The 22,133-nt window shown below is 41.6% G+C and carries 18 protein-coding genes and 1 pseudogene; 2 read left to right on the forward strand and 17 right to left on the reverse strand.

Going from position 1 to position 22,133, the window contains the following annotated elements:
• The 4 genes and pseudogenes from F967_RS13425 to F967_RS01085 form a co-directional block, all read right to left on the reverse strand.
• Positions 1-605 (reverse strand): annotated as a pseudogene (locus tag F967_RS13425) (IS3-like element ISAcsp5 family transposase); the annotation flags it as partial.
• Positions 606-671: 66 nt separating this feature from the next.
• Positions 672-977, reverse strand: coding sequence for a hypothetical protein (locus tag F967_RS01075; RefSeq protein ID WP_004797655.1), 306 nt, complete (start codon positions 975-977; stop codon positions 672-674).
• 99 nt (positions 978-1,076) lie between these two features.
• Positions 1,077-1,436 (reverse strand): antitoxin Xre/MbcA/ParS toxin-binding domain-containing protein, encoded by a 360-nt coding sequence (locus F967_RS01080; RefSeq protein WP_004797656.1) that lies wholly within the window; start codon positions 1,434-1,436, stop codon positions 1,077-1,079.
• A 148-nt stretch (positions 1,437-1,584) separates the two neighbouring features.
• Complete coding sequence (locus tag F967_RS01085; RefSeq protein WP_004797659.1) at positions 1,585-2,112, reverse strand: hypothetical protein; 528 nt, start codon at positions 2,110-2,112, stop codon at positions 1,585-1,587.
• A gap of 275 nt (positions 2,113-2,387) precedes the next feature.
• Here F967_RS01085 and F967_RS01090 point away from each other — a divergent pair, with 275 nt between their 5' ends.
• Complete coding sequence (locus F967_RS01090) at positions 2,388-2,615, forward strand: hypothetical protein (protein ID WP_004797661.1); 228 nt, start codon at positions 2,388-2,390, stop codon at positions 2,613-2,615.
• A gap of 12 nt (positions 2,616-2,627) precedes the next feature.
• On the opposite strand, the gene F967_RS01095 is transcribed toward F967_RS01090, so the two are convergent.
• The 13 genes from F967_RS01095 to F967_RS01155 form a co-directional block, all read right to left on the reverse strand.
• The gene (locus F967_RS01095; protein WP_004797663.1) at positions 2,628-3,188 is read right to left on the reverse strand and encodes a TPM domain-containing protein; all 561 of its coding nucleotides are present in this window, start codon (positions 3,186-3,188) and stop codon (positions 2,628-2,630) included.
• Positions 3,182-4,231, reverse strand: coding sequence for a TPM domain-containing protein (locus tag F967_RS01100; RefSeq protein ID WP_004797666.1), 1,050 nt, complete (start codon positions 4,229-4,231; stop codon positions 3,182-3,184). Before F967_RS01100 ends, F967_RS01095 begins: the two co-directional genes overlap by 7 nt.
• Before the next feature lie 33 nt (positions 4,232-4,264).
• Positions 4,265-4,855, reverse strand: a complete 591-nt coding sequence (locus F967_RS01105) for a LemA family protein (protein ID WP_004678771.1) — start codon at positions 4,853-4,855, stop codon at positions 4,265-4,267.
• A gap of 368 nt (positions 4,856-5,223) precedes the next feature.
• The gene (locus F967_RS01110; RefSeq protein WP_004678772.1) at positions 5,224-6,645 is read right to left on the reverse strand and encodes an FAD-dependent oxidoreductase; all 1,422 of its coding nucleotides are present in this window, start codon (positions 6,643-6,645) and stop codon (positions 5,224-5,226) included.
• A gap of 71 nt (positions 6,646-6,716) precedes the next feature.
• Entirely contained in the window at positions 6,717-11,195 is a 4,479-nt protein-coding gene (gltB, locus tag F967_RS01115; RefSeq protein ID WP_171063061.1) for a glutamate synthase large subunit, read from the reverse strand.
• 466 nt (positions 11,196-11,661) lie between these two features.
• Positions 11,662-12,540: a hypothetical protein gene (locus F967_RS01120; protein WP_004797670.1), complete on the reverse strand. Its 879-nt coding sequence runs from the start codon at positions 12,538-12,540 to the stop codon at positions 11,662-11,664.
• 19 nt (positions 12,541-12,559) lie between these two features.
• A complete protein-coding gene (gene aroB / locus F967_RS01125) occupies positions 12,560-13,642 on the reverse strand; it encodes a 3-dehydroquinate synthase (protein ID WP_004797672.1) in 1,083 nt (360 codons plus the stop codon).
• Between the two features lie 21 nt (positions 13,643-13,663).
• Entirely contained in the window at positions 13,664-14,224 is a 561-nt protein-coding gene (gene aroK / locus F967_RS14420) for a shikimate kinase AroK (RefSeq protein WP_004683407.1), read from the reverse strand.
• A gap of 19 nt (positions 14,225-14,243) precedes the next feature.
• On the reverse strand, positions 14,244-16,373 hold the full coding sequence (gene pilQ, locus F967_RS01135) for a type IV pilus secretin PilQ (RefSeq protein ID WP_171063062.1): 2,130 nt from the start codon (positions 16,371-16,373) through the stop codon (positions 14,244-14,246).
• A 60-nt stretch (positions 16,374-16,433) separates the two neighbouring features.
• Positions 16,434-16,961 carry a pilus assembly protein PilP gene (locus F967_RS01140; protein WP_004797678.1) on the reverse strand — a complete coding sequence of 176 codons (528 nt, stop codon included), beginning with the start codon at positions 16,959-16,961 and terminating at the stop codon, positions 16,434-16,436.
• A gap of 2 nt (positions 16,962-16,963) precedes the next feature.
• Entirely contained in the window at positions 16,964-17,710 is a 747-nt protein-coding gene (locus F967_RS01145) for a type IV pilus inner membrane component PilO (protein ID WP_004797680.1), read from the reverse strand.
• On the reverse strand, positions 17,707-18,330 hold the full coding sequence (locus F967_RS01150; protein WP_004683413.1) for a PilN domain-containing protein: 624 nt from the start codon (positions 18,328-18,330) through the stop codon (positions 17,707-17,709). The genes F967_RS01145 and F967_RS01150 overlap by 4 nt, the downstream gene beginning before the upstream one ends.
• The gene (locus F967_RS01155) at positions 18,330-19,388 is read right to left on the reverse strand and encodes a pilus assembly protein PilM (RefSeq protein ID WP_004797683.1); all 1,059 of its coding nucleotides are present in this window, start codon (positions 19,386-19,388) and stop codon (positions 18,330-18,332) included. Before F967_RS01155 ends, F967_RS01150 begins: the two co-directional genes overlap by 1 nt.
• Positions 19,389-19,550: 162 nt before the next feature.
• On the opposite strand from F967_RS01155, the gene ponA reads away from it, so the two are divergent.
• Entirely contained in the window at positions 19,551-22,133 is a 2,583-nt protein-coding gene (ponA, locus tag F967_RS01160; protein WP_081399062.1) for a penicillin-binding protein PBP1a, read from the forward strand.

The raw sequence follows: 22,133 nt of genomic DNA on the forward strand, positions 1-22,133 counted from the left end.
GAAAATACGGTGTGCAAGATTAGGCTTACTGGTATTGGGTTTTGGATACAAGGCATGTATTCCCATCAAGCGCATTAAACGTCGGACTTTACGCCGACCTATTTGATGCCCTTGACGCTGTAGCATATCTCGTATCATTCGACTGCCCATAAATGGGTAGTCGAGATGAATTTCATCGATTAGACGCATCCAACTCAAATCAGTTGATGAAATCTCTTTGGGCTTGTAATACAACGTACTGCGATTGATTTGAATCAATTGCGATTGTTGTCGTACCGAAAGTTGATGGGTCTTATCGATCATTTTTTGCCGCTCAGCTGCCCTATTTTTCTGAGCGCACCTTCTAAAAAATCAATTTGCAATGCCTGATGTCCTATCTTGGCATGTAGAGCTTTGAGGTCAATCTCTGGTTCTTGTTGTGCTGTTGGTCGTGAAAAAATATTGACTGATTGCTCAAGCAGTTGATTTTTCCAATCGATGATTTGGTTTTGATGTAAATCGAATTGAGTAGAAAGTTCAGCGAGTGTGTGGTCGCCTTTAATTGCTGCGAGAGCAACTTTAACTTTAAACTCTGCTGAATGATTACGACGTTTTCTTCGTGTCATGGTTGACTCCAAAAACAAGCATTTCCCATGCTTATTGGGGAGTAGATTATCACTTATAGGCGTGGTCTAAAATCCTAGAACCACATCAAACAAACGACTAGAAAGATGCTCAGAGGTTTTAAAAAATAGGCCGCCATTTTCTTTATCCTCACCAAAATACTGATAAACCTCTGGTAGAATCTGTAAATCTGTCGGTTTGACATGATGGATCTGGTGTTGTGTGTCTTTTAAGCTATCGTGAATTGTTTCCGTACGATCAGGATAAGTGACGACAAGTTTCGTATCTCGCAGTGATAAAATTGCTGGTTCAGTCATTTGAGGTAACTGTTCTAATAACCAGTCTGGTAATTGTTTTAATTCAGTCGATTGCATTTTTATTTATCCAATTTTTTAATAATTTCAACTTGTTATATACGTTACACAACATAATTTGTGCAAGTTAAGTATAAGTTAGTCCATAGGAGTATATTGTCACACAATGGCTTCGACAAAATTAAGAACAGAAATCAAACCACTCATCGTTTCAATTTGATGAATTGGGATACCGCTAGTGACTCTATTTTCGGACGTTAAAAAAATCTTCATCGCAGCCTGATCACCGCCTGTCAAAGCATGCAAAGCCTGATATAGACGAATCAGCAACAGTGCTAATTTCCCCTGTTTAGAATTTGGATCTAATTCAGGTTGGTTTTGCAATTGAGTGATTGCCTCGACATCCATATCTAGCACTATTGCGAGCTGAGACTGACTAATGGAGAGCAGTTTAGCAGCCCTAAGTACTGATTTTCCCAACACAACCGTTGGTACAGCCTGCTGTTCCAATAACGTCATAGCATCACCTCAAGCTCTAATTTTACTGATTAAGCCTTAAATCTAACAATATCATACAAGCTTAATGATTAAAGCCCTTCGATAACGTAGCATGTCATCAATCATCTCAATGAGGTTCAAATTAAATTATAAATACCCTAAAACTTGCTCATTTTCTTAAACTTCGCTTGTTTATCTTTTCTATATAAGCCTCACATTGAGCAGCTAAACCAAAATGATATTTTAAATCACTTTCCACTCTTGCTGTCACATACTCAATACTTTGAATTTCACGCTGCTGAACAAAAACTTGAATCGCGGGATGTAACTGTTCTGAGCAACTGGCATCGTTGCTAAAGTATTTTAAGGTCTTGGTATTGGCAAAATATATTGCAGCAAACAATCGCCCATCTTTAAACACAATCGTGGATGAAGCATCTAAACTACTTCCAGACCTACCTTCATAATACAAAGCTTCGTCTGTTTTCAATAAATAAGGCGCTGAATAATGTTCAAAATTAGCTTGGAATTTTGGGTAATCATGCTTTAACAATGTTTGAAGTTCTGTTTGGATTTTTGGCTTCAAAACAATTTGAGGAATTGATGAAATATCTGAATATTGAATTAAGTCTAGTTCTTGAGCATGAGTAAAAACGGAGATTGAAAAAAGTAGAAAAAGATAATATTGATTCTTCATATCAAATTTATTATTTTTATGTCCATATTGACTTACTTATGGATTGTTCATTTTATATGGACACTTATGGAGTATCGATTAAGGTAAAACCCTTTTGCATTGTGTTCATAACATTTCTCCAATGTATAAATTTTTATAAGCCTTTCGAGCTACTTTGTATTTAGCATGTTCTATGCCAATCCTTAGCTTAGCCAATTTTAACGCAAAAAAACAGAGACTTAAACAATTTTTCGATTGCTCACATATAAATCAATATTGACACAAGGAGAAATAAAATGACAAAAAATGTCAGCTTCAGCTCTTTATCCTTTATGTTCGAGAGTATTAATCTTGATTATTTTCTAATTGTTGTAAAAATGAGCGAAACAAATCACAAAAAAATTCTTAATAAAGATCAAAATTTTTATCAACCGTTTATCGGAATAAGAAAAATGGCTATTCGATACAACTTACCACATACAGATCAGTATATTTACAATCCATTCCAAAAAGAAAAACAATAACAAAAAACCAATTTATTTCAATATAATAGGTTCATTAGGCAATTCATTTTCATCATACAAATCATTTTTTACATAGTATTGATCCAGTACTTGACCAATTTCATTCACGCCACTAATTACAGCTCGCAAATATTCTTTTTGAGCCAAGGTAACAGCGATATTTTGGCAAATTTCATTCCACGTCTCAGTTTGTGTTGCATTTTTTAAACCACGGTCAATCACAATCTCAACTTTTCGCTCGCAAAGGTTCAAATAAAGCAAAACCCCACTATTCAATTCAGTATCCCATACCCCTAATTCGGCAAATAGCTGCTGAGCACGTAATCTGGTATTTTGATGATAAGCCTGTGAACAAGGAATATGTCCCTCTATCACTACCTGAATTTCACCGACATGACCTTTTTCAGCCTGTTGCACAGCGTTGGCTATGTGCATTCTATCTTGCTTATTGAAATAACGATGCGTAGAAGATATATAAAGGAAGTGTTTAAACCAGCGTTTTAAACTTGGTTGAACATGCTCATCCAGTTTAGGCTGGGTAATAATCTGTGTTGTATCTGTTTTTGTTACCATGAGCCTGATGCTCCTCCCCCACCAAAACTGCCGCCACCACCACTATAACCACCGCCGCTGCCACCGCCAAAACCTCCCCCTCTGCCCCCTCGTCCACCACCTGACAAAAAGGCTTGAAAAATAAGCTGGGCCAATGAAGTAATCAATAGAAAGAAAATTCCCACACCAAGCAATAGACTCATCACCAGACCAGCACCATTAACCAGTCCCGCAACCGTTGCTGCCACAGCCGCAGTAGATGCACTTAAGCGTTTTCCAACAATCAGTGAACCAATTACCCCTGCAATTAAAATAAATAGCGCCATCGTAAGCGTATTATCTTTGGCTTGTTGTGCTTGAATTGCCTGCTCATGGCGCTCTTTGAGCTCTTGAGCAGATTGTTGAGCGATCTCTGGATCAAGATTAACGATACGGCTAATTTCATCCAACCCAGCTGAAATTCCTTGAGCATACTGACCTTGTTTAAAATAAGGTGTAATTTGATCACGAATAATGCGGCTGAGTACTACATCAGGTAATACACCCTCCAAGCCATAACCTGTCAATATCTGGATTTTACGATCGTTGATCGCAATCGCCATTAACAAACCATTATCACGTTTAGCAGAACCTAATTGCCATTTTTCACCTGTACGCAAAGCAAAATCAAAAATCGCTTCCTGACCTGTGGTGGGTACAATAATGACACCAATTTGAGCTTTACCTTGTTGATAAAGGGCTAGAATTTTTTGATTGAGTTGCTGGATTTCAGCCTCGTTCAATATCTTAGCTTGATCAATCACAGGTTGGTTTAAAGTGGGTAAACCACGTATAGATTCCCCATCCGCCATATCATTGGCAACTGTAGGTAGTACGGGAGGCTGTTCTGTGGTTGTCGATGACTTATTTTGTTGCTGATGTTGCTGAATCATTTTTCCAGCAACCACTAGATCACCCTGATCTGTTGCAGTGGCGGTCTCAGCCCAGGTTGTATGTTGAAAACAAAGCATTGCAAAAATGATGGTTAAAACATATTTTAATTTTTGCTTTAACTTGATCAACATACGCCCCTCCTAAGCCGAAAACAATTTCAACGATTAATTAAATGAAACTGTTGGCGCCTGTTGTGCAGATGAGTCTGCCTTAAAGTTTTCCTTGGTTTTCATCCCAATCACTTTTGCTGTCATTGCTTGTGGGAACTGACGCACATATGAATTGTAATCTTGCACTGTCGTAATATAACGGTTACGCGCAACCGCGATTCGATTTTCTGTACCTTCCAATTGTGCTTGTAAATCACGGAATTGTTCATTGGCTTTTAAATCTGGATAATTTTCAGAAACAGCAATCAAACGAGATAATGCACTTGTCAATTGACTTTGTGCTTGTTGATATTTTTCAAATAGCGCTGGGTCTTCTAAAACTTCTTTATCCACTTTTAAACCTGCCACATTGGAACGAGCTTGCGTAACCTCTGTGAGGACTTGCTCTTCATGTTTGGCATAGCCTTTCACTACATTGACAAGATTAGGCACAAGGTCAGCACGACGTTGATACTGGTTTTGTACTTCAGACCAGGAAGCATTGACCGCCTCATCTTTCACCTGCAAGGTGTTATAGCCACAGCCTGTGAACAATAAGGTGCTTGCCAATACAGTTGCGAGCGCAGTTTGTTTGATCACTTTCATAAAAATTTATCCTCAGGTTTTTCTTTATATTTTTCAATAATTCATTGTAATGTGATTTTTGTTCTCTGTGTAACATTTATTTGTTGAAATCTTTATATCATTGCATAGAATCATCGGAGAACTGTAACCGTTGTACTGTAACCCCCAATGCATTGGGAAGATTTAAATAATTTTCTCTGAATTTACATTTACAAGAGCCATCTTGATTGCCTGCACAATTTCCTGATTGGTCTTCGAGTATCATGCTAAAAAATGATCAGGGACAGGGCGGAAAGCTTATAAGATTTGCTAAAACTACCAAAAAGATAAGCTAAAAAAAATAAAGCCTGCATAAGCAGGCTTTATCGCAATCAAACCAAAAAGATTAATTAGACACCTAAGTAATCTAAAATACCTTCTGCTGCTTGGCGACCTTCCCAAATTGCAGTCACAACCAGATCAGAACCACGCACCATATCTCCACCTGCGAAGATTTTTGGATTAGATGTCTGGAATTTAAATTCTTGCTGTTCTGCCGCAACCACACGACCTGAACCATCTAAACTTACATTGGCTGAACCAAACCAGTCCGCTGGACTTGGACGGAAACCGAAAGCAAGTAATACTGCATCAGCTGGTAAAACCTCTTCAGAACCAGGAATTGGCTCAGGGCTACGACGACCACGGCTATCAGGCTCACCCATCTGTGTAGTGACAACCTTAACACCAGTCACCTTACCATTTTCACCAACAACCTCAATTGGCTGACGGTTGAACAGGAATTTCACGCCCTCTTCATAGGCATTTTTCACTTCGCGTGCAGAACCCGGCATGTTGCTTTCGTCACGACGGTAAGCACAGGTCACATCATGTGCACCTTGGCGTAATGAAGTACGGTTACAGTCCATTGCAGTATCACCACCACCCAGAACAATCACCTTTTTGCCATCTACACTGATGTATTCACTTGGATCTTTTTCCCAGCCTTGGCAACGGTTTACATTCGCAATCAGGAAATCTAGGGCATCGTAAACACCATCAAGATCTTCACCAGGGAAACCACCTTTCATGTAGGTATAGGTTCCCATCCCCATGAACACGGCATCGTATTCAGCAAGAAGTTGTTCAATCGTGACATCAACACCAATTTCAGTATTTAAGCGGAATTCGATACCCATCCCCGTGAAGATTTCACGACGACGTTTCATTACATCTTTTTCCATTTTAAATTCTGGAATACCAAATGTAAGTAAACCACCAATTTCAGGGCGCTTGTCAAATACCACTGGTTTCACACCGCCACGGGCAAGAATATCAGCACAGCCTAAACCTGCTGGACCCGCACCAATGATGGCAACTTTTTTATTCGTCCATTTAACGCCAGACATATCTGGGCGCCAGCCTAAAGCAAAGGCAGTATCGTTGATATATTTTTCAGCATTACCAATCGTGACTGCACCAAAGCCGTCATTTAAAGTACAAGCACCTTCGCATAAACGGTCTTGTGGACATACACGACCACATACTTCTGGCAAGGTATTGGTTTGATGGCAAAGTTCGGCCGCTTGGAAAATTTGACCTTCTGCAATCAGCTTTAACCAGTTTGGAATGTAGTTATGTACTGGGCATTTCCATTCACAATACGGGTTACCACACCCTAAACAGCGGTGAGCCTGGTTTGCAGCCACTTCCGCTGTAAAAGGTTTATAAATTTCCACAAACTCTGCTTTGCGGACAGTAATATCTTTTTTCTCTGGATCTTGACGTGGTACATCCAGAAATTGAAAGTCATTATTGAGGCGTTCTGCCATGTCTCTCTCCGTGGGTAGGCGCAGCGATGTCTCTCATCTCTGCACCTGCCTATGTCTTTGCAGTCGTGGAATTATTGTGGATCAGCTTGGGTTGTTTTCAAAAGCGTTTGCAAATTAGCAGCTTTTGGTTTTACAAGCCAGAACTTACGACTATAGAAGTCGAACTCATTACGGATTTTGTATGCCCAAGCACTTCCTGTCTCTTGAATATGTTCATCAAGAATACGGAGGAGGTTTTCTTTATGATCTTCCATCGACTCGGTAGAGATACGATTTAAGTCAATCAACTCATGGTTATAGTAGTCAACAAAGTCGTTATCAAGGTCAAGGACATAAGCGAAACCGCCTGTCATACCCGCACCAAAGTTATGACCAACTTTACCTAAGACAGTGACCACACCACCTGTCATATATTCACAGCAGTGATCGCCAGCACCTTCAATGACTGCAAAAGCACCTGAGTTACGAACAGCGAAACGCTCACCCGCAGTACCCGCAGCAAATAACTTACCGCCAGTCGCACCATACAAACAAGTGTTACCGATGATTGCAGTATTTTGCGTTTGGAACGGCGAACCTTTTGGTGGGAAGATCGACACACGACCACCCGCCATACCTTTACCCACGTAATCGTTTGCATCACCTTCAAGTTTGATATGCAGACCACCAGCATTCCAAACACCAAGTGACTGACCCGCTGTACCAACAAGATTCATCACCACTGGGCTGTTTTCCATACCCAAGTTGCCATAACGACGAGCGATCTCACCTGAAATACGTGCGCCGATTGAACGATCACAGTTACCTACGGTGAAATTAAATGAACCGCCTGTACCTGCTTCAATTGCTGGCAACATCTCAGCCACCATTTTCTCAGCTAAAACACCTTTATCAAATGGTGCATTACCTTGAACTTGGCAATACTGAGCTTTGCCTTCAGCAGATGGATGTGAAGTCAATAAAGCACTAAGATCAAGATGCGCATGCTTTTCAGTTTCTCCTGGTAAAACTTCAAGCAAATCAACGCGACCAATCAAATCTTTGAGTGATGCAACACCTAGAGCAGCTAACCATTCACGTGTTTCTTCTGCAATAAATTTGAAGAAGTTGATCAGCATTTCTGGTTCGCCAATATAGTGCTCTTGACGTAAATGGTCTTGCTGAGTTGCAACACCCGTTGCACAGTTGTTTAAGTGACAGATACGCAGGTATTTACAACCTAAGGCGATCATTGGTGTAGAACCAAAACCAAAGCTTTCAGCACCTAAAATTGCTGCTTTGATTACATCCAGACCTGTTTTTAAACCACCATCAGTTTGTACACGAACCTTACCACGCAAATCATTTACACGAAGTGCTTGATGCGCTTCACTTAAACCTAATTCCCATGGTGAACCCGCATGGTGAATCGATGAAAGTGGTGATGCTGCTGTACCACCGTCATAACCAGAAATGGTAATGAAGTCAGCATAAGCTTTTGCCACACCTGCCGCAATTGTTCCTACACCTGGTTCAGATACTAGTTTTACCGATACCATCGCTTGAGGATTGACTTGCTTCAAGTCAAAGATCAACTGAGACAAATCTTCAATTGAGTAAATGTCATGATGTGGCGGTGGTGAAATCAAAGTCACACCTGGCACCGAGTAACGTAAACGTGCAATTAAGCCATTCACTTTACCACCTGGTAACTGACCACCCTCACCTGGTTTTGCACCTTGTGCCACTTTAATCTGCAAAACTTCAGCAGAAGTTAAGTACGCTGGTGTTACACCAAAACGACCCGATGCAATCTGCTTGATTTTTGAGTTACGAATCGTGCCGTAACGTGCAGGATCTTCACCGCCCTCACCAGAGTTCGAACGACCACCAATCGTATTCATCGCAATTGCAATTGCTTCATGTGCTTCTGGAGATAATGCACCCAAAGACATGCCCGCAGAGTCAAAACGAGGTAGAATCTCTTCAATCGTTTCAACTTGATCAATCGCAATCGAATCGGTTGTTTTTAACTTGAATAAGTCACGAATCGTAGCAACTGGACGGTTGTTTACTAGCTCAGCGTATTCTTTAAAGTCTTGATATTGACCTGAACGAACCGCCTTATGCAATGAGTTAATCACATCAGGGTTGAACGCATGATACTCTTTACCGAATACGAATTTGAGCAAACCACCCTGATCAATTGGTTTACGATTTGACCAAGCTGTGCTTGCCAATTTTTTCTGGTCATTTTCCAAGTCAGCAAAAGTAGCCCCTTGGATACGGCTTGGTACGCCAAGGAAGCATTTATCGACCACCTCAGAAGAAAGACCAACCGCTTCGAACAACTGACCACCACGATAAGAGGCAACTGTTGAGATCCCCATTTTAGAAAGTACTTTCAATAAGCCTTTCTCAATCCCTTTACGGAAATTCGCTTGTGCATGGATTGGGTCACCCAATAACTCACCTTTGGCAACCAAGTCATTGATCACATCGTATGCCAAGTAGGGATAAACTGCTGTCGCACCAAAGCCAAGTAATACTGCAAATTGGTGCGGATCACGGGCAAAACCTGTTTCAACCAAAATGTTCGCATCAGTACGCAAACCCGTTTTAATCAAGTGATGATGTACCGCACCTGTTGCCAATGCCGAGTTTGCAGGCAAGAAACCTTCACGGAACTTTTTATCCGTTAATACGATTAAGGTTTTGCCATCACGAACCGCTTGCGCAGTTTCTTCACAAATACGGGCAATCGCTGCTTGTAAGCCTTCAGCTTCAGCATAGTTCAGATCAATATCAACCACACCATAGCCTTCGCGCTCTTTTTCAACATCGCGAAGCTGCTGCATTTTTGAATTAGACAATACAGGACTGGAAATAATGATGCGGTCGGCATGCTCTGGACCTTGCTCGAACACGTTCTGTTCACGACCTAAACAAGTTTCCAATGACATCACAATCGATTCACGTAATGGATCGATTGGCGGGTTGGTGACCTGAGCAAACTGCTGACGGAAATAGTCAGAAACATGGCGCACTTGACGAGACAATACTGCCATTGGGGTATCATCACCCATTGAGCCGACAGCTTCCTGACCGCTTTCTGCGATAGGACGTAACAGTTGATCGCGCTCTTCAAATGTTACCATAAACATTTTTTGTGCTGCTTTTAACTTATCCCCTGTAAGGCCTTGATCCAAAAGTTGTTCTTCAAGCTGGGGATTGGCCTGTAAGCGAATCGCATGATCACGCAACCATTCACGGTATGGACGCATGTTCTTAAGATGATTGCTGACATCTTTGGTATCTAGCACTTTGCCAGTCAATGTATCAACCACTAGGATTTGACCAGGACCAACACGACCTTTAGACACCACATCTTCTGGCTCATAACCCCATACACCGATCTCAGATGCAAGTGTGATGTAGTCATTTTTAGTGATGACCCAACGCGCTGGACGCAAGCCATTACGGTCTAGCATACAGATGGCATGACGACCATCCTGAATCACCAAACCTGCTGGACCATCCCAAGCTTCCATGTGCTTAGAGTTGAATTCATAGAATGCACGTAGATCAGCATCTAAAGTTTCAACATTCTGCCATGCTGGTGGAACCAACATACGTAGCGCACGGAATAAGTCCATTCCGCCACCCACAAGAATTTCAAGCATGTTGTCTAGGCTTGATGAATCCGAACCAGTACGGTTTACGATCGGATTAAGCTCAGTTAAACCTGGCAATAATGGGTTTTCAAATTTAGGCGTACGTGCCAAAGCCCAGTTACGGTTTGCTGTAATGGTATTAATTTCACCATTATGGGCAAGGTAACGGAATGGTTGTGCCAATGGCCAACGTGGCAAAGTATTGGTCGAGAAACGCTGATGGAATACCACGATATGTGATTTTAAGCGCTCATCAGCCAAGTCGGTATAGAAGTCAGCAATCGCTGCTGGCATCATCAAGCCTTTATAGCTGATGACTGTGGTCGCCAAAGTGGTGACATAGAATAATGGGTCGTTTTGTAATTGTTGTTCTGCACGGCGACGAGCTAAAAATAACTTGCGGTTAAATTCAACTTCAGTCAAACCCATTGGGCAGTTAACTAAAACTTGTTCAAATGCTGGAAGTGATTGTAATGCAATTTCACCTAAAGCATCATTATTTGTTGGTACAACACGCCACGCCGCAACCGTTAAACCTTCTGCTGCAATTTCTTTATTTAAAATATTTTTGGCATTTTGAGCTAAAGCAGGGTCAATATTTAAAAATACAGTACCCGCAGCAAAAATCTCAGTAAGATTAGCACCTAACTTCTGAGCTTCGTCACGAAAGAACTGTTTCGGCATAGCCAATAGCAATCCGCACCCATCTCCCGTTTTACCATCTGCGGCAATACCACCACGGTGCGTCATGCAACTTAAACTGTGAATCGCGGTTTCGACCAGATGATGGCTTGATTCACCCTTCATATGGGCAATCAGACCAAAACCACAGTTATCCTTAAACTCATCAGGCTGATATAGACCTTGAGCGGGAGCTACAGTATTAGGCGATGGCATGTGCATAGCGTACCCTTCTTTCAACATGGCTCTTTCGAGCAACAAACAATCAATTCATTTTCTGCGATATTGTCGATTAACTCATTTAAAGTTCAATGCTTCGCAAAAAAACATTTTCACTGGCGGATTTGCAAATATACGTCTTTCTTATGCAAGAATCAGCGTATTTCACTATATAAAGTGTTTTCAGTTATTACACTTTAACAAATACTTGTAAAGTATAAAAAACTTTCTATTTCACTCAATTAATGAATCTTTTTGCACAAAAAAGGGTAATGAGTAGACAAATTAGCATCATAAGAAAGCAAAAAATATGCCAAAAAAATAAAAATTTACTAAATCATTAAAAAAATTAAAATAACTTTAAATTATAGAAACTAAGCCCTAAACACCAAGAAATGAAATTGCACCAAAAAAAATCACAGTGCCATAAAAAGAATCAATATTGTTTCATATTGGTGCAAAATTAGTTGAATGGATCACTGACCTCTCTTCTCTCGGAATCTGAATTTTCTTTTAATTTTTCAGAACTGGAAATAGGTTGAGCTGCAGACTGACTCTGTTTTACATTTACAACATTCCCCTGCGCATCACGTTGTATCACTGTCGTTTTCACGGTTGTCGTTGGGTCGCTTAATGTCCGCTCCCCCCCAGCCAACACTGTTTTTTGTGATGTGTTGGCACCAATCAGCAGAGTTTCATCAACTTTTGGAAGGGCTACTGGTTTTAATTGAATTGCATATAATTGGTTTGCAGCAGATTTTAACTCATCAGAACCCAAATCATTTACAAAATCGGCGTAGGCCGATAACTGCTGTGCTTTTGGTTGAATGGATTCGGGTAAAACCAGATTCAACTGTGTAAATTGACGGTTGGCATCTTCTGAATTCGCAAATATTCCATAAGCCAGAACGTACTGCTCAGCCTGGTCCTGCCCACTCAAACGAAAATAAATGAATTTTTTCCGATCAGGACGACTTAAAAGAAAATTCTTCACAATCGCCTCATCTGAACTACGGAAAATTTCCATGGTCCATTGACGCTGATTTTCCTTGATAAACTTTGTGCCACGAAATTCAGGCGCATGCTCATTAGACACCACCACCCGTGTGGTTAAGTCCAATGGTTTTACCTCATCAGAAAAGGCTCCCAAATGGGCGGTCGCAGCAACTTTCTCTGGCTGAATCTGCACCTGCGCTTCAGTTTTAGCTGGCTGCTCAACCTCTACCAACGCTTTATTATCTGTAATCGCCCAAAAAACCAATGCGGCAATTAAACAAACCAGCGCAAAAACCAGCCAACTGTACTGTTGAATATTTTGCCAGATTGATCGTGACACAGCCATGCTTTTCCCAAATGTTTAATTATGCAGATTGATTCGCAAGAATGGATTGCTTCATGAGCTCAATATCAAAGTCCTTGGTGATGACAGCCTGCCCCAATTTCTTAAGTAAAACCAGGCGCAACTGACCATTTAAGACTTTTTTATCATGTGACATATAAGCCAGAAAATCTTCTAATGGAATTTTTGGACATGATATCGGTAAATTGGCACGTTGAATGATATTTTTTGTACGCTGCACATCTTCAGCTGAAATCCAGCCCAGGCGATGGGACAAATCCGCCGCCATCACCATACCTGTTGCAACGGCCTCACCATGCAACCAGGTTCCATAGCCTAGATAGGACTCAATCGCATGACCAAAGGTATGACCCAGATTTAATAGTGCCCGCTCACCCTGTTCTTTTTCATCATTGGCGACAATCCTGGCTTTATGTGCACAGGAACGATATACCGCCTCCGCCAGCAGGTTGGCATCACGTCCTAGCAATGCATCCATGTTCTGCTCCAACCAGACCAGAAAATCCACATCACCCAACAAGGCATATTTAATCACCTCAGCTAAACCTGCAGAAAGTTCACGGTCAGGCAAAGTATCCAATTGGGCCATATCTGCCAATACGACTTGAGGCTGTTGAAAAGCGCCCAGCATATTCTTGCCAAGTGGATGATTAATTCCTGTCTTACCGCCTACGCTTGAATCCACTTGGGACAATAAGGTGGTCGGTACCTGAACGAAATTTACCCCACGCTGAAAACAGGCCGATGCAAAACCAGCCATATCTCCAATCACACCACCACCCAAAGCCAATACGGTGCAATCTCGGTTAAAGCCAGCTTCAAGCAATCCATCAAAAATCAGGTTTAGATGCTGAATATCTTTATATTGCTCACCATCAGGCAATATACATTGTGCAACCTGTTTATCCAGAGCACTCAATGCGTCCACATAATGCTGCATATATAGAGGCGACACTGTTGTATTTGAAACCAGCATCACTTGTCGACCATGGAGATAAGGTTTAAGTAATTTTTCAGGATCTAAATGACTGCCAATAAAAATCGGATAACGACGCTCACCTAACTCAACATATAATGTTTGCATATAATTAAACCACTAAAAGAATCACTTGACGGACCGAGATAAAATAATTTGGAGAATCCGTTGTGCTAAATCACGTGCAGCACCCTGATTTGTCTCAATAATATGATGTGCAACTTCACGATATAAAGGATCACGTGCAGTCAATAACTCTCGTAGTTTTTGTTCTGGATTTTCGACTTGTAATAATGGACGGTTTTTATCACGATAGGTTCGCTGTAGCTGAAGTTCTACAGGTGTATAAAGATAGACAACAATACCACGTTGTTTAAGGAACTCTCGATTCGCAGATTGAGTAACCGCTCCACCACCCGTGGCCAAAACCAGTGCGGAGCGCGTAGTGAGTTCATTTAACACATTGGTTTCACGTAGTCGAAATCCAGCTTCCCCTTCTTTCTCAAAAATCCAGGGAATGGTCGCACCAGTTTTCCGCTCAATTTCATGATCACTGTCAAGAAAGTCTCGCCCTAACAACTCGGCTAAATGTCGACCAACTGTTGTTTTTCCCGCCCCCATTGGCCCCACCAAATAAATATTTGGCAGGGTTTCAAACGCTTTGCTTGGCAACGCGCCACCTATATTCATTGCAACTATTGAAAATATATTAATGATTTCTGGTCAAGGTGTCATTAACAATTCTCGGGGTCACAAAAATAAGTAGTTCACGTTTATTTTCAGTTTTCGAATCACGACGGAATAATTTTCCAAGATATGGAAGATCACCCAAGAATGGCACCTTAGTTTGTTTGTTTAGATTTTCTTGTTCAAAAATACCGCCCAATACCACCGTTTCACCATTATTAACCAAGACATTAGTATTCACCATATTTTTATTAAAATAGAATTGTCCTTGAGGGGTTACACCAGCAATACTATCTTTCTTAATATCAAGATTCATTTGAACCTTTCCATCTGGTGTAATACTCGGCGTTACATCTAAACTTAATACCACATCTTTAAATTCGATTTTCGGCGTAGCATTTGCCCCAGTACCCGTTGAGGATGAAAAAGGAACTTGAGAACCTGACTCAATTTTTGCAGTTTGTTTATCCGCAGTCATAACTTTAGGCGTTGAAATCACTTCGCCATAACCATCCGCCTGAACCGCAGACAGTTCTAAATCCAACATAAAATCAGACAGACTAATTAAACCAAAAGCAATACGACTCGCACCTACTGCTGTTGCACCCAAATCAACATTCAGGTTACTTGGACGTTCAATTTCATATTTATAACCGCCTGTTTCGGAATCTTTTTCTGGTTCACGCAGGTTCCACAAAGTGGTATCGCTACCACCCACCAACAAATTACTATTATTAGTAATACCCTGAGAAAGCACGCCCCACTTCACCCCCATCTCTTTGGTAAAGTCGGTACTTGCACTGACAATACGTGCCTCAATCATTACCTGCTTAACTGATACATCCAGCAAATCAACCATTTTACGAATTTGATCAATTTTCTGCGAAGTATCATTGATAATGACAGTATTGGTACGCGGATCAGTTGATAATGTACCACGTGGACTTAACAGACCATCTACCAAAGTATCATTATTCGCCATACCTGATGAATTGTTGTTATTGCTACTATTTTTACCTTGCGTAATCAGTTTTTCAATATCAGCCGCTTTTGCATAGCTCAAGCGAATATATTCAGTTTGAAGAGGTGCCAATTTAACACTTTGTGCAATCGCTTTAGCTTCTTCTTCTTCTGCCTTAATTAACTCAGAAACAGGTGCAATCCAGATCACATTTCCATTACGGCGTTTATCCAAATTTTTAGTTTTCAGTACGATATCTAAAGCTTGGTCCCAAGGTACATCTTTTAAACGCAGAGTAATATTACCTTGTACAGTATCAGCCGCTACCATATTGATCCCAGTAAAGTCTGCAAGGAGCTGCAATACACGGCGTACTTCGATATCCTGAAAATCTAAAGAAATCTTATTACCTGTATAGATTTGTGATTTTGCTTTTGCTGGAGATTTATCCTCTGGACGTTTTAAACTAATCGTTAATTTATTTTCTGCTTGGTAAGCCATATACTCATAACTGCCTGCAGACTGAATGGTAATAACACCATTACCTTTATCATTATAAGCATCCACACTGGCAACAGGGGTAGCAAAGTCATTGGTATTTAAACGACGTGCCAAGTGAGCTGGAATTTTATTACCCATTGTACGCACAACAATTTTACTGCCTTGTTGCTGCACATCAACAGGGGTATTACCTCCCAAAAGGTCAATGACAACCAAGCCCTCGCCATCCTTGCCTCGTTGAAATCCAATATTAGATACGCCTTGTTGAGGCTGACGTGCTACCGCAGGCGTATTCGTTGCCGATGGTCGAACTGAATTAATTTTGAGGACAAAAGTATTCCCTTCTATACGTGTAGTAAAAGCACCCGCATCTTTTAAATTCACAATCACACGGGAACGTTGATCATCCGCAGCAACCTCAATGGAACTTGCCTCGCTGGTTGAAACTGGTATCGAGGTCTGTTTTAAACTTTGTTGTGCCTTATCAAAATCCAGGATCAAACGGGAAGGTTGCTCAAGCTGATAGGCCTGTGGCTGAGGCGGCAAACCATTAAACATGACACGAATTTCTGTACCCTGATCGGCCAAATTCATTGGCACAATATTGGTCATACTCACTTGTGCTGATGCAACCTGCATGATTGCAATAGCAACAGCACCCATAGAAAACTGACGGAATGCATGATTCATGGTCTTCGCTTCCCCAAATAAAGAATCTTTAAACTGTTTTTTCATTGTTATTCCCTTAATCTACTGTGCTGGTCCAATTAAAACGAGTGTTCTAGGCCTTTCCACATAACCCTCTCGCCCATCTGGCACAATCTCCACCAAATCAATCTGAGTTGGACTAATTTTAATAATACGTCCCTGATTCATACCCAGATAACTACCTACCTGAACACGCTCAATCTGTCCATCAGGCGTTTGGATTAAGGCAATTGTATTATTGGATTTACCGCGCATACTGCCTTTCATATTCAGCGATTCCAAAGCATAACTCTCTAATGGCTGTGGCTGACGATTAAAATTAGGATAAACACGCTTACCTGCCATAATCTTAAGTTCAGCAGCCAGAGAACTTGGCATAAACGGGCTTTTTAACTGATGTGCTGCATAGTTAAATAATGGTACAGGTATAAATATAGGTGCAGGTTCAATCGGTAAAGGTGGCTGATTGCGAATTTCTGCCATCTGTTGATTGACTGCATCAATACGGGAATCACATCCGATCAACGACATGCCAATGAAGAAACATAGTAACAACTTATACTGGTTCATTATTACTCTCCTCCCTGAGCAGGTGTAGGTTGATTACTACCTGTTTGAGGTGCAGCAACCGTATCACTATTTGTTTGCTCATCAGCACCTATATAACGATAGGTTTTTGCTTTTATAGTATAGTTAACAACAGGAATATCAGACTTTTTCTGAGTATCTTCTTTGGCCTCAACCGTAAAATCATGCAAGGTTACAATACGTGGCAAGGCAGCAATCCCAGTTGTAAACGCCCCAAATGCATGATAATCCCCCGTAGCTTCAATACTAATGGGCTGCTCAATGAAAAACTCTTGCTTAACTTCATTTTCCAGACGAATATTTTTAAACTTCAAGCCAGAGTTCACACCAGTTAAGTTAATGTCTTCAACCAGACTTGGAATTTCAGTCTCTTTAGGTAACTGTTCTAATTGCTGATTAAAGTTTGCTTCCATTTCCTGTAATTGTGTTTGATATTGTTGCAGATTACGTAATTTTGAGTCTTTTTCCTTAAATTCATTTAATAGACTTTGTTCTTTTGCCTGTGCATTTGCAATGGCTTCTAACTGTGACTTAATGACCACAAAATAACCAAGTGCCAGTACAGCCAAGAAGATAAAAATCCAGCAAGTAATCTTAACAGATAGGGGCCAACTGCCGTAATTATTCATATCCAACGTATTAAATTGTTGGAAGAACTGCTCTACAGTCATCTTCTTTTTCTTTATAGCCACCGTCTCTTGATTTAAATCATCTGACTTCTCTAAGTTCATTGCGCCACTCCTGATGCTGCTGGATCAGCTTCCGCAGTTGTCCCTATTTCCCCTAAATCCACGGTTACAACAAAGCTTCCATAGTTTTCTTCAACACGTGGCACAAGAGATGCTGCTGTTTTATCTTTTTTCTCTTCAGCTGCCAGAAATGAATTCATAAAGGCATTGCGATACCAAGGTGATGCCTCAAGATTACGCAACAGTTCAGCCACTGTATTTGGACTTTCCGCCTTTCCTTCAATGGTGAACTTATCCCCTGTACGGGTAAATTTAGTAAGATACATGGTCGGTGGTGTTACACGAACCAACTCATCAACTAGACGCACGGTAATTGGACGTTGCCCCTGTAACCCCTGAATCAGCTTCATACGCTCGATAATTGCATTACGGCGCTCTTGCAGACCGTCTAGTGATTTTAACTGGGCATCCAGATTTTGGTTGGTACTGACAATCAATTGGTTGGCCTGTTCCTGATCATCCAGCTTCTGATCAAAATACACCCAACCAGAAAAGACTGATGCAACCCCTAATGCAGCAACCCCAACACAAAATGCAACAAATTTTTTCTTTCGTTGTTCTCTTAGCTCATCACGCCAAGGGAGTAGGTTAATCTTTGCCATTAATCAAAACTCCTCAATGCTAGACCACATGCCACCATTAATGAGGAAGCATCATTTTCAATTTTTTTAATGTCAATCTGGGGAGAAAAGCCCATTTGTAAAAACGGGTTGGCAATCGTGACGCGATAACCTAGTTTTTGTTGTAGTAATTTTGCCAGACCTGGGATATTCGCATTCCCGCCAGCAAGCAAAATATGATCAATTTCATTGAATTGAGAAGAAGAGAAAAAGAATTGAAGTGAACGAGCGGCCTGTTGAACTACTGCATCAAGGAATGGTTCCAGTACTTCAGTGTCATAGTCATCTGGCAATGTTCTTTCTTTTTTCGCACGGCCTGCCTCTTCGAAAGACAAACCATAACGGCTCTGAACATCCTGAGTTAATTGTCGACCACCAAACACTTGTTCACGAGTATAAATAATCTTGCCTTTCTGCATAACAGACAAGGTCGTCATGGTATGACCAATATCCAAGATACCAACGGTATTTGCGCCCATTGGCAATGTATCGGCAAATACGCTAAAAGCACGTTCCATAGCATAGCTTTCGACATCGGCAACTTTAGCGACTAGACCAGCAAGCTCTAAAACTTCAACACGGGTATCCACATTTTCAGTTCGTGTTGCCACCAAAAGCACATTAACTCGGTTAGGGTTTGCCAGACGGTCGGGCAGAACCTCAAAATCAAGGCTGACTTCATCCAAAGGGAACGGAATATATTGCTCAGCGTCCATACGGATTTGAACTTCTCGCTCCTCATCCGACATATCAGCATCCATTTCAATGATTTTATGAATCACCATTGAGGTAGGCACCGCAATTGCCACCTGAGTAGTGTGAGGGTTCGCAAGGTTAACGACTCTTTCAAGTGCGTCAGCCACTGCTTCTGGATTGAGAATGCTTTTTTCCACCACACTATTTTCAGGCAGTGGCATCACAGCATAACTTTCAACCCAATATCTACCGTTCTTTACAGAGAGCTCTAATAACTTAACAGTTGTCGAACTAATATCGACCCCTACTAACCCCTTACTTGGTTTACGATATAACCTGAGCACAGTTCTTTCCTATTTATTTTTTTATCCCCAAAAGTACAACTCACTAATCTGTTTTGGTCTTTAATTGATACGGATACAATATCTCATCTAACAATCCGTATGTCTAAAGGATATACTGACCATAATTAGTTTGCCATTCGCTCTTATTAAAACTTACTTATTATGAAAAAGCTATCCAGTTCTGGTATTGTTCGGCCATTTTTTTTGATCCTTATTATTATCTTAGTCTCACTTCCTATGGGATTTTATGGCATGTATCTCTATCTAGCACCCTCTTTGCCAGATATGAGTTCATTAAAAAAGGCACCTTTATTAAAACCATTGCAAGTCTATACGGCGGATAACAAGCTCATTGCTGAGTATGGTGGCAAACTCTCCATTCCCGTAAAGTATGAGGAAATTCCTACCACCTTTATCCATGCTTTTCTGGCTGCTGAGGATTCCTCTTTTTTTGAACACAACGGTATTAGTTTCAAGGGCTTGGGGCGAGCCTTAACTGAATCCGTGACAGGTTCGGATGTGCAAACAGGCGGTTCAACCATTACCATGCAGGTGGCAAAAAACTATTATTTAAGTCCTGAAAGAACGCTGAGACGCAAACTCACCGAGGTGTTTCTAGCCCGAAAAATAGAGCAAAACCTGACCAAGCAGGAAATCTTAAGTTCCTATGTCAATAAAATCTTTTTAGGCAAAAATGCTTACGGCATCGCGGCGGCGGCAAGAATCTATTACAACAAAAATATTAATGAATTAACTACAGCACAAATGGCAATGATTGCGGGCTTGCCAAAAGCACCTTCCAAATATAATCCTGTGGTCAACCCAGAACGTGCGCTTGAGCGGAGAAACTGGATTCTTGGTCGCATGCTGCAATTGGGTTATATCAATCAAGCCCAATACCAGAAAGCTGTTGCCGAACCGATTAACCTCAACATGATTGACCGTTCCGTAAGCAACGTCTTTCCTTATGTGGGGGAAATGGTACGGGCCGAGCTGGTTGAGCATTTTGGTGAACAGGCAATTGATTCTGGCTATAAGGTCTATACCACCATTGACAGTAATCGCCAGCGTTATGCAGAGGAAGCTGTTCAGGAGGGTCTGGAAGCATATGACCGCCGTCATGGCTGGCGCGGTCCTGAAGCGCATGATAAACCACTCAACCAGTTTATGGCCTATGCCAATACTTATCCAGCAGAAGTAATTAAGGTCAATAATAATTCCTTTGATGCATTAATGCAGGATGGGTCCACAGTTACAGTGAATTGGTCAGGCATGTCCTGGGTAAGACCTTATCGTAATGCCAACAGTGTTGGTGGCGGTCCCTCAAATGCTTCACAAATTGTAAAAGTAAAAGATATCATTCGCCTGCGCCCAAATGAGAACAAGAGCGTCTGGTCTTTGGTTCAAGTGCCTAAAGTTCAGGGGCAATTGATTGCCATCAATCCAAATGACGGAGCAATTGAAGCGGTGGTTGGCGGTTATAACTTCTATCAATCCAAGTTTAACCGTGCTGTACAGGGCTGGAGACAGCCTGGTTCAACCATTAAACCTTTCGTTTATGCACTTGCAATAGAACGTGGCATGACCCCGTACACCATGGTGAACGATAGTCCAATCACCATTGGCAAGTGGTCCCCCAAAAACTCCGATGGACGTTATTTGGGGATGATTCCACTCCGTCGTGCACTCTATTTATCACGAAATACCGTATCAGTACGATTATTGCAGAATGTGGGTATTGAGCGTGCACGCCAGCTATTTATGGATTTTGGTCTGGAAGAGGAACAGATTCCGCGCAACTACACCATTGCACTGGGAACTCCACAGGTATTGCCTGTGCAAATGGCGACAGGTTATGCCACCTTTGCCAATGGTGGCTATCGAATCCAGCCTCATTTCATCAAGCGAATTGAGGATGCATCGGGCAAGGTGATTTACGAGACCAAGCCTGAATATGCATGCATTCCATGTATTAATGATCCCAATGCCTATAATGGGCAACAACCTGACGAAACTCAAAAACTGGAAGAGGGAGACGTTAAGGAAATCACCAATCAGACTCTGGATGATGCAACTGCTGCTTCTGAAACCCAAATTACAGCTACAGACCCTGATAAAGCAAGCAAAACCACCAGTGACTATCGTCAGGCACAACGTATTTTAAAATCAAGCTCGGCCTATGACATGGCCAATATCTTACGTGACGTGATTCAGCATGGTACAGGTCGTGCCGCACTCAAAATTGGTCGTGATGACCTAGGCGGCAAAACGGGAACCACCAATGATGCCAAAGATGCCTGGTTCGCTGGCTTTAATGGAAAATTAGTCGCAATTGCATGGGTCGGATTTGATCAACCACGCACCCTAGGTCGCCGTGAATATGGTGGGGTCGCAGCCTTGCCTATCTGGACCAACTTTATGGCGAACTCACTCAAAGATACGCCATCTGCCTGGGTACGTCTGGATAAGGAGGCAAAAGAGCCTATTTCCCGCGATAAGCTACAGCAAGGCGACGACAAAAAGGAATATCGCGCCTCTCCACCGTTGGCACGTCCATTGTACCGTCCAGCACCACCAGTACCTGATCGCTCAGCACAAAATGACTTCTCAGACCTACCTGATTCAACCTCAGGTGAGGAGCAAATCATGGTGCCAACCCAAAAACAGCCACCAACAATGGGTTCCTCTCAACAGAATCCCCCACAAAGGGATCAGATTGAAAACCTCATCAATGAAATTCAGTAA

It is taken from the genome of Acinetobacter sp. CIP 102637 (assembly GCF_000368425.1).
GTDB classification, from domain to species: Bacteria; Pseudomonadota; Gammaproteobacteria; order Pseudomonadales; family Moraxellaceae; genus Acinetobacter; species Acinetobacter parvus.